Raw genomic sequence first — 13,848 nt, forward strand, 5'->3', positions numbered from 1 at the left:
ATTTGGTATGGATACATTAAAGTTAATCAGGGACAACCTGAAATTTGGGAGTAAAATGAAAGGTAACAATATGGTTCTTGGATTGGATATAGGGGGTACAAAAATTAGTTCAGGGTTATTTAGCAATGGAGGCTTAATAGAGAGCATGGAAATAAAAACGCCTGCAAATGCTCCTAAGGAAGAAATCCTAGAAACTATCTCTCAACAAATTGCTGCTTATGAACATTTCAATTTAAAAGCCATAGGCATAGGTATCCCAGGATTAGTTGATCCTATTCATGGGATTATTTATAATTTAGCCAATATTCCTTCTTTCCATAATGTAAATCTTAAGGAATATTTAGAAGAAAGATTCGGAATTCCAGTTGCCATCAATAACGATGCAAATTGCTTCGCTTTGGGGGAATATAAATTTGGTGCGGCCAGGATCCATAAACATGTCATAGGTATTACACTCGGTACTGGCATTGGTACTGGAATAATTGCCAATGGTCATCTGTACACAGGTAGGCTATGTGGTGCTGGCGAATGGGGAGCAATCCCTTACCTGGATGGTACCTTTGAAGACTATTGTGGAAGTAAATTTTTTAAAGAGAGGTACAAGACAAGTGCTAAGAAGCTCTCTGTAAGAGCAAGTGCTGGGGATGAAGAAGCCATTGCTATCTTTTATGAATTCGGAAAACATATAGGAGCCTTGATTTACAGGTTATTGCTAACTTTTGCACCTGAGGCCATTGTGATTGGTGGTTCTATTAGAAAAGCCTTTCCTTATTTTGAAAAAGGAGTTCAGGAAGTAATTGATGCATTTCCCTACCTACCCATTTCTGGAGACCTAAAAGTCTATGTTTCTTCATCAAATGATTCAGCGATATTGGGTGCCATCTCGCTAGTAGAGGAAAACAAGTATTTGTTAAATAGTGATGAGAGCATTAATGTCTCAAATCCCCTGGTTTAAAAAAGATAAACCTGGGCTAAAATAAATGACTGTTAACAGGAGCATTGTTAAGAATCGACTAGAGAAAATGGTATAGCTTTCATTCTTTTCTTATTGAGGAGTAATCTAAGCAGAATCTTATCTGCTTGACCTAGTCAAATCCTGGTGTTAACTGAGCGCCATTTGCAATTGCTTTGCTACTCAACCGTTTTTCTTATTCTAAAAACCAAATCGAAAATTCGGCTGGATATTCGTGCCTAGACACAATCTTCACTTAGAGATGACTTTTCTATTCAGATTAGGGCTTCTGTTATTGAGCTTTAGCCTATTTTTGAATATATTTAGAGACACATCTATGACCAATATGTCAAAAGGCAAAAACCCATTTATCCTTACTATCTTTTTTGTATTATTAGCCAGTAACCTTTTTGCTCAAGCACTCCCTTCCGAAAAGGAGTTTTTTGCTCGAGACAAGCTGATTGAACATCTTTTTTCCATTACAGATATAATGGTGACAGACGTTACAAGCCCTCCTGGAGCTGCTAGGTTTTATGCTTATTCCCTTATGGCTGCTTACCTTGTGTACAGTGATACTGAAAATTTTAATGAAGTCCCTTTATTTCAACAGCTCCAAAGCCCTTTTGACAAGCTAGATCCAAACTTTACCCTTGAAAGAGAAGGTGTAAATCTGGCTTTTGCCAGTACTTATGCAATGCTTGAGGTAGGCAAAAACATAATGCCTTCCGGTAAAAAACTGACTACTGCTCAAGAAACCCTAATAAGCGAATATTCAAAAGAGAAGCTAATTAGAAAAAAAGCATTAAAACGAAGTATCCGTTATGCAGAAAAAATTGCAGCTGTAATATTGGATTACGCCACGGAGGATGGCTACCGACAACTTAGCACCCTCAAACGCTACAGTCCTACAAAAGGACAAGGGAAATGGTACCCTACGCCTCCTGCTTACATGGCGGCTATAGATCCGGAGTGGCGAACGATCCGTCCCTTCTTTTTGGAAAACCTTCCTTCTTTTAGCCCACCTCCTCCTGCTGAATATTCAGAAGATAAAAACAGTTCCTTTTTTACCCAATTGACTGAAATTTATGAAGTCACTTCACAATTAACAGAAGAACAAAAACTTATCGCTAATTTTTGGGACTGCAACCCTTTTAATGTGTCCTATAGTGGGCACATGGCCATAGGGCTTAAGAAAATCTCTCCTGGTGGTCATTGGATAGGAATTACTGGCATTGCAAGTCAGAAAGCAGGATTGGGTTTTGAGGAAAGCCTATACATCCACACCCTCGTAGCCATGGGGCTTCATGATGCTTTTATAAGCTGCTGGGATGAGAAGTATAGAAGTGACAGGATAAGACCCCTTACAGCTATAAACCAGCTTATAGACGAAGCATGGCGCCCTATACTACAAACCCCTCCCTTTCCTGAATATACCAGTGGCCATAGTGTGATCTCAAAAACTTCTGCAGTTTTGCTTACTTCCTATTTTGGGGAAAATTTTAATTTTATAGATACCTCAGAGGTATTCTTTGGCCTTCCAGAGCGAGCATTCGATTCCTTTCTAAAGGCATCGAATGAAGCCGCAATTTCAAGGTTATATGGAGGCATCCATTTCAGAGATGCCATAGAAGTAGGAATGCAACAAGGAGAAAAAATCGCCAATTATATTTTGGAGAGAACAAATTCACACCAAAACCGCTTAATTGAGGATTCCCAAAAACCTGTAAAATAGCCTATTCCTGATTCATTTCTTTAATCTCAAAATGATCAAAGCTGACCTCAAACCCAGCTCCTTTAGGAGAAGCAGCCATAAAGCCGATTTGTAATGAAGGTGATGGCGGAAAATAAGCTTGCCTTAGAAGCTGGAAGGAAGAACCATCCAAACTGAAACTTACCTCTACATAATCTTTTCCACGCTTCGCTTTGATATAAAAGGTCTCAGGCATACCCTCAATTGTTGCTACAGACCAATCTGAACAATCTCGTGTAACGACGGCACTGGCATTTTGAACGCCATCTACATATTCAATTCCTGCTTTAATCCAGTTCTCCTTATCAAGAAAAAGCATTAAGCCCGCCTGGTCATACAAGTCAGTATATTTTCCTGAGAATTGAAGTAAAAGTTCAAAATCTCCAGATTGGTCCGTATGCAAAAAATGACCGGTTTCACTAATAAAACCATAATGGGTTTTTCGCCAGAAGTCTGTTTCTGAGTCTGTCTTTAAGTGCAGCTTCCCAATGTCTTCTGACCAGGAATGAGGTGGGTTCATCCAATTGAATTCACGTCCTTCGATATGTATCATAAATGATGTGGCTTATTGTTTTCTTGTTTACTTTATTCTACAAATAGCAGAAGTGCTTTTTATTGGTTAAAAAGACGCCTTGCCTCGCCAAAAATTTTAGCACTTCTTTTCGAGAGTTCAAATTATTCATTAAAAATTGATCCTTCCTATTTTTGCTAATAATTAATTGGGTTAGGGGAATAATTTCAAACTAATTTCCATTTTTGATGATGCATCGGGGAAGGTTTCCCATCCAATACTTTGGGACAACCTTCATAAAATGGCATGATTTTAGCCAATTCGATAATTACATTTAACAGCAAAGCCATGAATTTAAACCAGTCATCCATAATAAGTTTACAAAACCCTCTTTTTTTTGGTAAAAAAAGAGATGATGTAGATAAAGGTACCAATCGATCTACCCCAGGAACTTCTGGTGAAGGTCCCCGTCCACCCAGAAAAGATGAATATCCTGACGATGAGGACGGAAAAAACAAGAGGAAAAAGTTAAAAAAGAGCACAAAAACTGAGGGAAACCCCAGTTTTTGTGCTCTTTTTTATTTTGTTTGCCAACAATAAACTCTTAAATGATTATCATCAAAGTCAGCTAGTTTTTTATGGAATCGGTGAAATTAGATTTAGTTAACGTCTATCACCATCTTACCTAAAGAAACTACTATTTTCAAAAGGCGGTCATTGATTCCTTTTCTAGCAGAAGCAAATGAATCCTTATTGTAGCAATCTGTATAGTCACTTAGGTGCAAAAAGAGTTTAGTTCCTCCTTCGGTAAGTTCAGCACTAATCTTAAGTCCACTGCTATAGTCTAACTGAACCATGTCCAATTGCCTCAATTCAGGTTCGCTTTTTCTTCCTGTAAGCTTGTTGAAAAACAACTGTTTTTTGTAATCAGAAACACTTACCAACTCTTCATGCATGGCATCGGAAGGTGGTTTGTTACGGAACCTGTCAAATATTTTTTATTTTCCCCTTCTGAAGTAATATTGAAGGTTTTCTCTCCATATAATTTGTACCTGATCTGTAGATCAACGTGAAAATCGTAAAGACTTTTTTCTTTACCTTTCAAATCTTTCAACAATTCTTCAAGCAAGGAAATCTGCAATTCAATGTTTTTATCTTTTTCAAGATCAAGGATAACATGATTACGCTCATCAAAGGCCAGGTAAGCTTCAAATCCTTCTTCCATGGTAAGGATTCTTTCTTTCAAGTCTTCGTAACCTGCATGCGACTCCTTATAGGCGCCATTGTTTTTAGTAACTATCTTGTCAATTTGCTGTGAAAGGACCACCCCTTTGATTACCAACTTGGTCTTTTCTTCGTCCATAGATGGGAAAGAATTTCCCGCTAAAAACGTGTGGGTGAAAATCGCAGCTTGTTGGTGTGCATTGAAAACCAAAAATCTACCTTCAGCATTTGGGTAACCAATTACTGTTCTGCTTAGATCTGGGTCGAAACCTAGAACATAATCATAATCTTGCCCCTTGATTTTGTCTAATGCCGGTAATAAAAACTTATAATTAAGATTTTCAATAGGGCTATCGTCTGGAGTATAGAACAAGGTTTCAACTTCACTTTCAGAGACAAATTTTAACCCTTTTGCAGTCTCTGGCAAATAGATTAACCCCTTGGGCGTAATATTTACTTCTACAGGCTGGTCGTTTTCCATTTGTATACTTATTTCAATTTTGTAAGATGTACCTAATTTGTATAAACTATTGATATGCTAGCCCGGAGAATTTCTATTTATCTCTCAAAATCCCAGGCGGAAGGAATAAGTATCAAAATTATGTTTTAATACACGACAAAGCAAGAAAGCAACCCAACGTTTCTAAAATATTCTTATTTAACACAATTTATTTTCCGGTATTTTAATGAATCTTTTAAAAAAATCTCCAAATTATCCATAATCAACCCTTCTTAAAAGATTTAATATTTTTAACGTACAAATCCAAAAGGATTAGTTCTAAGAATCCAATTATCAGAAAATTAGGGCTGCAGGAAAATTTAACACCTCAACATCAAAATGTGGAGGACTTGAATCGTAAAATAGGAAAGCATTAAAGTAAATACAGCACTCTTATCGTAAGTTGTCTCAATTAAACCTCCATTATTCCATAATACCGGTATCCCGAAAATCTAATTAAAGCGCATGCTTTACCAATCTTTCATAAATGGGTTGACACTCACCCAGCAATGGAAGCAAATGCTCAGGGAAGACTATTTCCTTCTTCTCGTAAGGCTGAAACCCAGTGGACAGATGCACATTTTTGTACCAAAATTTTGCCCACAGGCCATCTTCTGGTATAGGCCCCTTGCTCCAACTTAGCATTCTTTTCTCAAAAGGGACACCTAAAAAATCACATAACTTCCGTAACTGACCTTCCGGATCCATCAAGACCTTTTTGGCATCAAGCACCACAAAAGGCAAGTTCATGGTTTGTAAATATTCTACCAACTTCAATTGCATGGCATAGCCAACATCTTCCATGCCTGGCTTGTCAATCACTTTGGAAAAAGACAGCAACATTTCTTCAGGATTTCGGGTCAAAATAATATTGGCTCCAGCTTGCATGAATTGCCAGTCAAGCTGTATTAAATGGTGGCTCATGTTTTTAAAGAAGGCAACAGGCTTTTGCTGTGGCCCCAACATTCCTTCAACAACCTTCTCCCCATCTGTTTCCATTTTTGAGAGAATTTCATCTGCACCGGGATGAAATGGTTTGGCAGATGAATGGCTAAGGTAATGCCCATACAATGGTTCATCAGCTACAACTGTATCGTTTCGTTGAGCAAAACTATACATTAAGGCTGTTGAAATATTCCGGGGTCCGGACCAAAGGAATATCCTTCTCCTATTTTTGGCTTCCATTATTATTTTAATTGTTGCGCTACCAAGCCTTCATACAATTGACGCAGACTGGTAGTAACAGGCCCGCTGCCTCCATTACCGATGGGTTTTCCGTCTATCTTTACCACTGGTGTTAGCCCTCCAAAAGTTCCGGTGACAAAGGCTTCATCGGCACCATAAACATCAAATAAGGAGAAGTTTTTTTGATGACAAACGATTCCATTTTGAGCACAAACTTTTATCACATTTCCTCGTGTAATGCCATTCATACAGTAGGCACCTGTAGAGGTCCATACTTCATCTCCTTTTACCATAAAAAAGTTCGTCGCATTACAAGTAGAGACAAAGCCATTGATATCCAGCATAAGTGCTTCATCAGCACCTGCCTCAATGGCCTGGATCAAAGCTTGAACCTCATGAAGCTTACTGTGGCAATTTAGCCTGGGATCCAGGTAATCTGGAGATCCTCTTCGTATGGCACTAGTAAAAAGGCTAATTCCCTGGTTTTTGCTTTCCCCATCTGCTTCTTTGTATTCTGCAATAATTACCAGATTTGGCCCAGAAATGGTAAGCCGTGGATCTTGAGACGGTGTTTTTTTAATACCCCTGGTAATCATAGCCCGAACATGAACATGATCTTTCATACCGTTAACTTCAAGGGTATTGTGAATGTTCTTTATCAGTTCTTCACGAGAAAAGGGAAGCTTAATTCCAATAACTTTTGCAGATTGCCACAGTCGGTCCAGGTGCTGATCTATAAATAAAAGCTTTCCACCGTGCACCCTAAAAGCTTCCCAAACACCGTCACCAACCAAGTAGCCACTATCAAAAACGGATATTTTCGCTTCTTCCCGAACAAAAAATTCACCATTAATGAAGATTTTGACCGTCTCATTCCTGGCATCATGCAATGCCTGATGTGTTCCTTTTACCATGAGGGATAATTTAAATTGACCGGTTAATACTTAGCAATCACTGCAACAACAATGTCAGCTGGTTATTTAATGACAAGTTTTTCTATGCTATTCAACTCGGGATTGCCTCCTCTATTGCCACAACCTGCTGCCAGGTAAAAATCATCATTGATCACCACCGCAGGAAACCCATGCCTTCCCCTGTTCAAGTGATTCAGTAAACTCCAGCCATTTTCAGGGTGATAGTATTCTACTTCACTGTGTGCTTTAACTTGCACATCACTTTCGCCGCCTATGACCAAGAAACCTTCTTTATAGGGAATGGTGGTGCTTCCAGCCCTTTCTGTTGGCAATGGGTGATCTGATAAGGTAGTCCACACACCGGTTTTAAAATCATATACGTCCAATTCTGGATAGGTCAACTCAAAACCATGTCCTTCTTTAGCAAAAGAACGCCTGCCTCCAACGGCATACAACTTATCATCTACCACTACTGCCTGGAAATGATCTCTCAGTCTTGGCATAGGAGCAAGCGTTTTCCACTCACCGGTATGCGGGTCATATTCATCCAGGTAATCCCTGTTGTCTGCCCAATGTCCATCTTGAGCTCCACCCAAAAGGTAAAATTTATCGTTATGAACTACCAAACCAGCAGCCCCTCTCCTTCTATCCTCAGGGATTTCATGACTCTTTGTCCAGGAATCTCTTAAAGGGTTGTATATATAGACATTTGAAACAGGGGTTTCATGAGGGTACCCTCCAGTGAATGCACCTATTACATAAATATTATTTTTATAAGTTACCGCTTGAAAATGATGCATTTCAAAAGGTGCGTTTCCTAATTTTGTCCAGTTTCCAATGACAGGATCAAAAACCTCAACCGGTTTATCTCCCCTTCCTCCCATTAGATAAAACTTACCGTCAAAGGCAGCGCCAGAACACTCATGGCGATTTGTACAGGTGGTTTGAGGGTCAAGCGTCTCCCAAGTCTGGGCTTGAATACCAGCCCCAAAAATGGCTAGTGCGAATGTCAAAAATATCTTTACCATATCTGTTTCTATTCAGGTTAAAAGGTTGGTTTCCCATGAATTTAATTGGTACCTAAAATTACAAATTTAAATCAGCCTTTTGTAATTCTATAAAAATTAATCCTTTGGGCTAATAAAAAAAGTTATTGAAAATACATAAAACAAATAATCAACACTGTTAACAAAATTAACCAATCTTATATTTTGTTAAAAAGTAAGTTAACAAGCGTTAATCACTATTAACACTGAATTAACAACTCTATATTCATCAGATCTTTCCCTGATAACCCATAGTACGACATGTCCCTAATTTACCTTATCTCCATGCTTTTTACATCAAACCTATTCATTCCCCTAAATGTGAAAAATGAATATTTTGAACTTCGGGGCAAGCTATTAGATGGCAGCACCATGCTTCCCATAGCAAACGCACACCTTTACTGGTCAGAAAACAAAACCATAAGTAATGAAATGGGCGAATTTTCAATTTGGGTAAAAGAAGGCACTCTTCTCCAGATATCACACATAGGGTACGATAAAACAACCTACCTTACCGAAAGTGATACAGACGTACCAGTAATAATTACACTCACTCCTTCATCTGTAGCATTGGAGGAGGTTATCGTCAAAGCTTTACCAAATGAGCAGACCTTTAAACAGCATATTATTACAGCGACCCCTGCTAACCACACTCAGCAAGAGCTACTAAAGAGCAACCTGGATTTCATAAAGAATATTCATCATTTGGGTTATCAATACGACATGAACAGCTATGACAAACTGCTATCGAGCTTAAGCGACAATGGCGCTACCGTGCTATTCTCCAGCAACCCTTCAATGGGTATACTTGGGTTAATCAAAAAATTAAAAAAAGACGTAGTCTTCCCACCAAAGCGAGGGTCCTCAATACGAAACCCCTCCCTTTGTATCCTTACATGCGTAAAAAAGGGACTTTTCAAAAGTACTTTGAATAAGCGATTAATTACTTCAATAAATATTCTCTGAATTGAAGGTAATCGTTTTCCATGGTATCCACTTGCTTTTCTCCTTGCATAAAAGCAGCCAGTCTTTCCGGCAATATTAATTTCTCACCAAGCGCTTCCTCCACTGTATTTCTGAATTTACCTGGATGGGCTGTTTCCAAAAATATTCCTTGATAGGCAGAAGGATACTCTTTCATAAAAGCTTTCAAGCCAAGATAAGCCACAGCTCCGTGAGGATCCATTGTATACCCTGTCTCTTGTTTCACTTCTACCATCGCCTCCTTGGTGCTTTCATCTGAATAGTAACAGCCTTTTACTTTTTCTTTAAGCTTATCTTCATCCCCACCGAATAAGGCTAGTAATCGGAAAAAATTACTCGGATTCCCAACGTCCATGCTATTGCTTATGGTTTGCTTCGATGGTTTCGGTAGAAATGCGGATCCATTTAAAAAGTCAGGAACCACCTTGTTGACATTGGTGGCTGCGATAAACATATCAATTGGCAAACCCATTCTCTCTGCCAGAATACCTGCAGCGAGGTTACCAAAGTTCCCACTAGGGACAGAGAATACCAATTTTTTATTTTCTTTTGGCAGTCTTGAATAAGCGTAAAAATAATACAAACACTGGGGAATCCAGCGCGCAATATTAATCGAGTTGGCTGAAGTAAGTAACAACTTACTGTTTAATTCAGGATCCAGAAATGCTTCCTTCACCAATTTCTGGCAATCATCAAAAACACCATTTATTTCAATGGCTTTAATGTTTTTACCCAGGGTGGTAAACTGTTTCTCCTGCAGCTCGCTCACTTTTCCCGAAGGGTACAAGATCACAACTTCCACACCTTCTACATCCAAAAAGCCATTGGCCACAGCACTTCCAGTATCTCCAGAGGTGGCAACCAAAACCTTAATCCCATGCTTATCTTGAAGCATGCTCATCAATTTTGAACAGAACCTTGCCCCGAAATCCTTAAAGGCCAATGTAGGACCATGGAAAAGCTCAAGTGCAAAGACATCCTTTTCTACCGCCACCAATGGTGCGTCAAAATCCAAGGTATGGTCTACAAGGGTTTTGATTTGCTCATCGGATAAATCTTCCGAAAACAAAGCACCTATAACCTTATAACCAATTTCCTTAAAAGTTAGCGTATGTAAAGTAGCATAAAACTCCTCAGCTAATACCGGGATTTTTTCAGGCATGTAAAGCCCTTGATCAGGAGCCAGCCCTTTAATTACGGCCTCTTTTAAATCTACTTTATGATTCGGATTGTTGGTACTGTAGTATTTCATTAGAAAGTGACAGATTTGTCAGCGAATTAAATTTCTTCTTCAATAATATATGCTCCTCGGGTGTTTATGGCCGATACATATAAATCTATAGGCAATTGAATTTTATCAAACACCTGTTGGGAAATTCTACTTACTTCCCAGGCGATTTCCTCAGTAGGAGACAAGATGAACATGGTTGGTCCGGAACCGGAAATACCACAACCTAAAGCTCCCGCAGGTATTATACCTTCTTTTACTTCATCATATCCCGGGATAAGGATCGACCGGGATGGTTCAGCTATCACATCATTAAGGGATCGGCTGATTAAAGCCATGTCCTCTTGAAACAAGCCTGCTACCAAACCTGCAATATTACCAGATTGTGTAGTGGCATCCTGTAAGCTTACATTTCTTCTTAATACACTTCTGGAATCTGAAGTATTCAATTCTAAATGTGGATGAACCAAGGTACAATACAGACCCCTTGGCACGTGCAATGGAATTACATCCAAAGGCGTGTATTCACGAATTAAGACAAATCCTCCAAGCAATGAAGGGGAAATATTGTCGGCATGTCCTGCGCCGCAAGCAATTCTTTCAGATTCAATTCCAAATGGAAGCAAATCCTTTTTTTCGTAAGGATTACCCAACAAGGCATTGGTCGCCATAAGAGCAGCTACTGCGCTAGCAGCACTTGATCCCATGCCACTCCCCAAAGGAAGTCCTTTGTAGAGCTCTATTTCCAAGCCTCCAGTATAACCAAGATCATCTACCATGGCTTTGACTGCTACGCTACACGTATTTTTCTCAGTCTCATAGGGCAACTTCCCTTTGTCTCCTTCAATTTTCACTACCCTAACTCCTGGGGTTTCAGAAAGTGATACACTTACTTTGTCCCCTAAGTCTTCTATCGCAAAACCCAAAATATCAAAGCCACATGAAACATTGGCTACAGTAGCGGGTGCAAATGCGGTAACTTTTTGCTTCTCCATATTACCTTGAATAATTTCCTAACCTGATAATGTCTGCGAATACTCCTGCAGCAGTCACATCTGCTCCAGCTCCCGGACCTCTTATGATCATAGGGAACTCATGGTACCTTTCGGTTGTAAACAAAATCATATTATCACTCCCTTCCAAAGAATAAAAAGGATGCTTTTTGTCAACAGATTTTAATCCTACAGTGGCTTTGCCATTTTCTAAGACAGCCATAAACCTAAGTGTTTCTTCCTTTTCGTTGGCTTCATCTACCAAGCCTTTAAAGTAGGCGTCGTGTTCTTTCAGTTTTTCCAGGAATGCATCTACAGATGCTATGTCCTTGCAGTCGTCAGGAACCATACTTTGAATAGAAACATCTTCAAAATGTAAATCCTGCTCTGCTTCTCTACCTAAAATTAAGATTTTTCTTGCTACATCCATACCACTTAGGTCATCCCGTGGATCTGGTTCTGTAAACCCTTTCTCTTTGGCTTGCTCTACTACTTTACTGAATGGTATGCCTTTACTCAGTTCACTGAATATGAAATTCATAGAACCACTTAATACCCCTTCAACCTTCAATACCTTATCACCACTCAAAATCAAATCCTGTAGGGTGCTAATCACAGGTAAACCTGCAGCTACATTGGTTTCGTAGAGGAATTTAATATTTCTTTGACCTGAAAGCTTTTTCAAAGATTTGTAATTCTCCAAAGAACTTGAATTGGCTTTCTTATTAGGGGTTACAATCGCCACTTTCGATGAAAGTACTCTCTCGTAAGTATCTGCTACTTCTTGACTTGCTGTACAATCCACCAATACTGAATTGGAGAAATTCATACTGTTCATCGTGTTTAAAAACACGCTGAGATCCATGGGCAAATCTGATTTAGATGGCACAGGAATAGAAGAAAGATCAAACCCGTCCTCATCAAAAGCCATGTAACGAGAATTCGCAAGCCCATGAATTTTAATATCCAACATATAATCCTCTTGCAACTTATTCAATTGATTTTGAATCATAGCTACCAAAGTTTTGCCAATCAGGCCAACTCCGACGAGGAATACATGCAATACCTTATTATCTGAAAGGAAAAAAGCCTCATGCAAAGCATTCAATCCCTTTTGAAGGTCTGACTGTTTGATAACAGCAGATATATTCAATTCTGAGCTACCCTGAGCAACTGCAGACACATTTATATTGTTCCTTCCAAGGGCCTGGAAGAGTCTTCCACTTGCCCCAGGATGATGCTTCATGTTTTCACCTACAACAGCGATAACAGACATGTTTGGCATAACCTGGATCTTGTCCATCTCCCCAGCAAGAATTTCATAATGAAATTCATTTTCCAACGCCTCACGAGCAAGGTTTGCATTTTCACTTTTGATAGCTATACAAATGCTATGTTCGGAAGATGCCTGACTTATTAGCACCACATTGACATCGGCTTTCGCTAGTGTACCAAACACCCTGCTACTTACTCCTACCACTTCTACTAATCCAGAACCCTGAACGTTTAAAAGGGTAATGTGATTTAAAGAGGAAATACCTTTGATTAATTTATTATTCTCCGGCTTCTCACAAATAAGGGTTCCTTCCTCTTCAGGTTTAAAGGTATTTTTGATATAAACAGGAATTTTACGCTTCATCGCTGGTTGCATGGTAGCTGGAAAAACCACCTTGGCACCAAAATGAGAAAGCTCCATCGCTTCGTTATAACTCAATTGAGGAATAGTAATCGCCGAATAGACCAATCTTGGATCTGCCGTCATTACTCCAGTCACATCAGTCCATATCTCCAGACTATCTGCTTTTAAAGCAGCAGCAAAAATGGCGGCGGTGTAGTCAGATCCACTTCTTCCTATGGTAGTTGTTTCTCCTTTTTCTGTAGCCGCTACAAAACCAGTAATGACAAGAATGCCTGCATTTTTGGAATAAAAGTCGCTGATCAATTGATTGGTTGTAGGGAAAATAACTTTGGCATTCCCAAAACGATCATTTGTTCTGATAAGCTCTCTGGCATCTACGAAAAGAGTATCCATTTCATTTTCTCGCATCCCTTCCGCCATAATGTAAGTGGAAATACGTTCTCCAAAACTTACGACATAATCAGAAGTTCTAGGTGAAAATTCTTTTATTAAGAAAATGCCATGATACAAATCCTCAAGCTCATTGAACCTGACCTTAACGTAGGTCAAAACAGAGGATTGTTTTCTTACTGGAATTAATTGCTTTACAAGCTGAAGGTGGCGCTTTTCCATGGAGAGCAAAAGTGCCTGGTAATCCAAGTCATTTTGCTTGGCGAGATGGGCACATTTTAGCAAATCCTCGGTTACTCCACCAAATGCTGAAAACACTACTGCTATTCGATCTTCTAAGGATGCTTTCTTGACAATGGAAAGAACATTTTTAATTCTTTCCAAATCAGCGATGGATGAACCTCCAAATTTTAATATTTTCATTGCTATTCTTTATCAGTTAATAAGGTTAACAAAAGCCTGTGAAAGACCTCTTGTGTCAGGGGCAATATGTAGGAAAGCACGGGATTACCCCGTAATACCTGTAATTGTGGT

Annotated in this window: 13 protein-coding genes; 4 read left to right on the forward strand and 9 right to left on the reverse strand. The window is 39.2% G+C overall.

Features of this window, described 5'->3' with window-relative positions:
* Positions 1 to 55 precede the first annotated feature (55 nt).
* Positions 56 to 955: an ROK family protein gene (locus ADICYQ_RS17335; protein ID WP_040416958.1), complete on the forward strand. Its 900-nt coding sequence runs from the start codon at positions 56 to 58 to the stop codon at positions 953 to 955.
* A 343-nt stretch (positions 956 to 1,298) separates the two neighbouring features.
* On the forward strand, positions 1,299 to 2,684 hold the full coding sequence (locus ADICYQ_RS17340) for a vanadium-dependent haloperoxidase (protein ID WP_040416961.1): 1,386 nt from the start codon (positions 1,299 to 1,301) through the stop codon (positions 2,682 to 2,684).
* A gap of 1 nt (position 2,685) precedes the next feature.
* Here ADICYQ_RS17340 and ADICYQ_RS17345 read toward each other — a convergent pair whose 3' ends face one another.
* A complete protein-coding gene (locus ADICYQ_RS17345; protein WP_020891097.1) occupies positions 2,686 to 3,255 on the reverse strand; it encodes a DUF1349 domain-containing protein in 570 nt (189 codons plus the stop codon).
* Positions 3,256 to 3,561: 306 nt separating this feature from the next.
* On the opposite strand from ADICYQ_RS17345, the gene ADICYQ_RS17350 reads away from it, so the two are divergent.
* A complete protein-coding gene (locus ADICYQ_RS17350; RefSeq protein WP_020891099.1) occupies positions 3,562 to 3,813 on the forward strand; it encodes a hypothetical protein in 252 nt (83 codons plus the stop codon).
* 59 nt (positions 3,814 to 3,872) lie between these two features.
* On the opposite strand, the gene ADICYQ_RS17355 is transcribed toward ADICYQ_RS17350, so the two are convergent.
* The 5 genes from ADICYQ_RS17355 to ADICYQ_RS17375 form a co-directional block, all read right to left on the reverse strand.
* Entirely contained in the window at positions 3,873 to 4,169 is a 297-nt protein-coding gene (locus ADICYQ_RS17355) for a hypothetical protein (protein WP_020891100.1), read from the reverse strand.
* Positions 4,151 to 4,918, reverse strand: coding sequence for a phosphomannomutase (locus ADICYQ_RS17360; RefSeq protein ID WP_020891101.1), 768 nt, complete (start codon positions 4,916 to 4,918; stop codon positions 4,151 to 4,153). The genes ADICYQ_RS17355 and ADICYQ_RS17360 overlap by 19 nt, the downstream gene beginning before the upstream one ends.
* 474 nt (positions 4,919 to 5,392) lie before the next feature.
* Positions 5,393 to 6,121, reverse strand: a complete 729-nt coding sequence (locus ADICYQ_RS17365) for a sulfotransferase-like domain-containing protein (RefSeq protein ID WP_020891102.1) — start codon at positions 6,119 to 6,121, stop codon at positions 5,393 to 5,395.
* Positions 6,122 to 6,123: 2 nt separating this feature from the next.
* Positions 6,124 to 7,035 carry an aminotransferase class IV gene (locus ADICYQ_RS17370; protein ID WP_020891103.1) on the reverse strand — a complete coding sequence of 304 codons (912 nt, stop codon included), beginning with the start codon at positions 7,033 to 7,035 and terminating at the stop codon, positions 6,124 to 6,126.
* A gap of 62 nt (positions 7,036 to 7,097) precedes the next feature.
* Positions 7,098 to 8,063 (reverse strand): Kelch repeat-containing protein, encoded by a 966-nt coding sequence (locus ADICYQ_RS17375; protein WP_040416905.1) that lies wholly within the window; start codon positions 8,061 to 8,063, stop codon positions 7,098 to 7,100.
* A 303-nt stretch (positions 8,064 to 8,366) separates the two neighbouring features.
* Here ADICYQ_RS17375 and ADICYQ_RS17380 point away from each other — a divergent pair, with 303 nt between their 5' ends.
* Positions 8,367 to 9,047 carry a carboxypeptidase-like regulatory domain-containing protein gene (locus tag ADICYQ_RS17380; RefSeq protein ID WP_040416908.1) on the forward strand — a complete coding sequence of 227 codons (681 nt, stop codon included), beginning with the start codon at positions 8,367 to 8,369 and terminating at the stop codon, positions 9,045 to 9,047.
* Here ADICYQ_RS17380 and thrC read toward each other — a convergent pair.
* The 3 genes from thrC to thrA are packed head-to-tail and all read right to left on the reverse strand — an operon-like array spanning position 9,025 to position 13,737.
* Positions 9,025 to 10,317 (reverse strand): threonine synthase, encoded by a 1,293-nt coding sequence (gene thrC, locus ADICYQ_RS17385; protein ID WP_020891107.1) that lies wholly within the window; start codon positions 10,315 to 10,317, stop codon positions 9,025 to 9,027. The genes ADICYQ_RS17380 and thrC overlap by 23 nt on opposite strands.
* Before the next feature lie 26 nt (positions 10,318 to 10,343).
* The gene (locus ADICYQ_RS17390; protein ID WP_020891108.1) at positions 10,344 to 11,288 is read right to left on the reverse strand and encodes a homoserine kinase; all 945 of its coding nucleotides are present in this window, start codon (positions 11,286 to 11,288) and stop codon (positions 10,344 to 10,346) included.
* Position 11,289: 1 nt separating this feature from the next.
* Complete coding sequence (thrA, locus tag ADICYQ_RS17395; protein WP_020891109.1) at positions 11,290 to 13,737, reverse strand: bifunctional aspartate kinase/homoserine dehydrogenase I; 2,448 nt, start codon at positions 13,735 to 13,737, stop codon at positions 11,290 to 11,292.
* Between the last annotated feature and the right edge of the window lie 111 nt (positions 13,738 to 13,848).

This window comes from Cyclobacterium qasimii M12-11B (assembly GCF_000427295.1).
Taxonomy (GTDB): Bacteria; Bacteroidota; Bacteroidia; order Cytophagales; family Cyclobacteriaceae; genus Cyclobacterium; species Cyclobacterium qasimii.

Bases quoted from the DNA above. Each gene is read 5' to 3' on its own strand.
- ADICYQ_RS17335 (WP_040416958.1), top strand. From the start codon at position 56: ATGAAAGGTAACAATATGGTTCTTGGATTGGATATAGGGGGTACAAAA.
- ADICYQ_RS17340 (WP_040416961.1), top strand. From the start codon at position 1,299: ATGTCAAAAGGCAAAAACCCATTTATCCTTACTATCTTTTTTGTATTA.
- ADICYQ_RS17345 (WP_020891097.1), bottom strand. From the start codon at position 3,255: ATGATACATATCGAAGGACGTGAATTCAATTGGATGAACCCACCTCAT.
- ADICYQ_RS17350 (WP_020891099.1), top strand. From the start codon at position 3,562: ATGAATTTAAACCAGTCATCCATAATAAGTTTACAAAACCCTCTTTTT.
- ADICYQ_RS17355 (WP_020891100.1), bottom strand. From the start codon at position 4,169: ATGCATGAAGAGTTGGTAAGTGTTTCTGATTACAAAAAACAGTTGTTT.
- ADICYQ_RS17360 (WP_020891101.1), bottom strand. From the start codon at position 4,918: ATGGAAAACGACCAGCCTGTAGAAGTAAATATTACGCCCAAGGGGTTA.
- ADICYQ_RS17365 (WP_020891102.1), bottom strand. From the start codon at position 6,121: ATGGAAGCCAAAAATAGGAGAAGGATATTCCTTTGGTCCGGACCCCGG.
- ADICYQ_RS17370 (WP_020891103.1), bottom strand. From the start codon at position 7,035: ATGGTAAAAGGAACACATCAGGCATTGCATGATGCCAGGAATGAGACG.
- ADICYQ_RS17375 (WP_040416905.1), bottom strand. From the start codon at position 8,063: ATGGTAAAGATATTTTTGACATTCGCACTAGCCATTTTTGGGGCTGGT.
- ADICYQ_RS17380 (WP_040416908.1), top strand. From the start codon at position 8,367: ATGCTTTTTACATCAAACCTATTCATTCCCCTAAATGTGAAAAATGAA.
- thrC (WP_020891107.1), bottom strand. From the start codon at position 10,317: ATGAAATACTACAGTACCAACAATCCGAATCATAAAGTAGATTTAAAA.
- ADICYQ_RS17390 (WP_020891108.1), bottom strand. From the start codon at position 11,288: ATGGAGAAGCAAAAAGTTACCGCATTTGCACCCGCTACTGTAGCCAAT.
- thrA (WP_020891109.1), bottom strand. From the start codon at position 13,737: ATGAAAATATTAAAATTTGGAGGTTCATCCATCGCTGATTTGGAAAGA.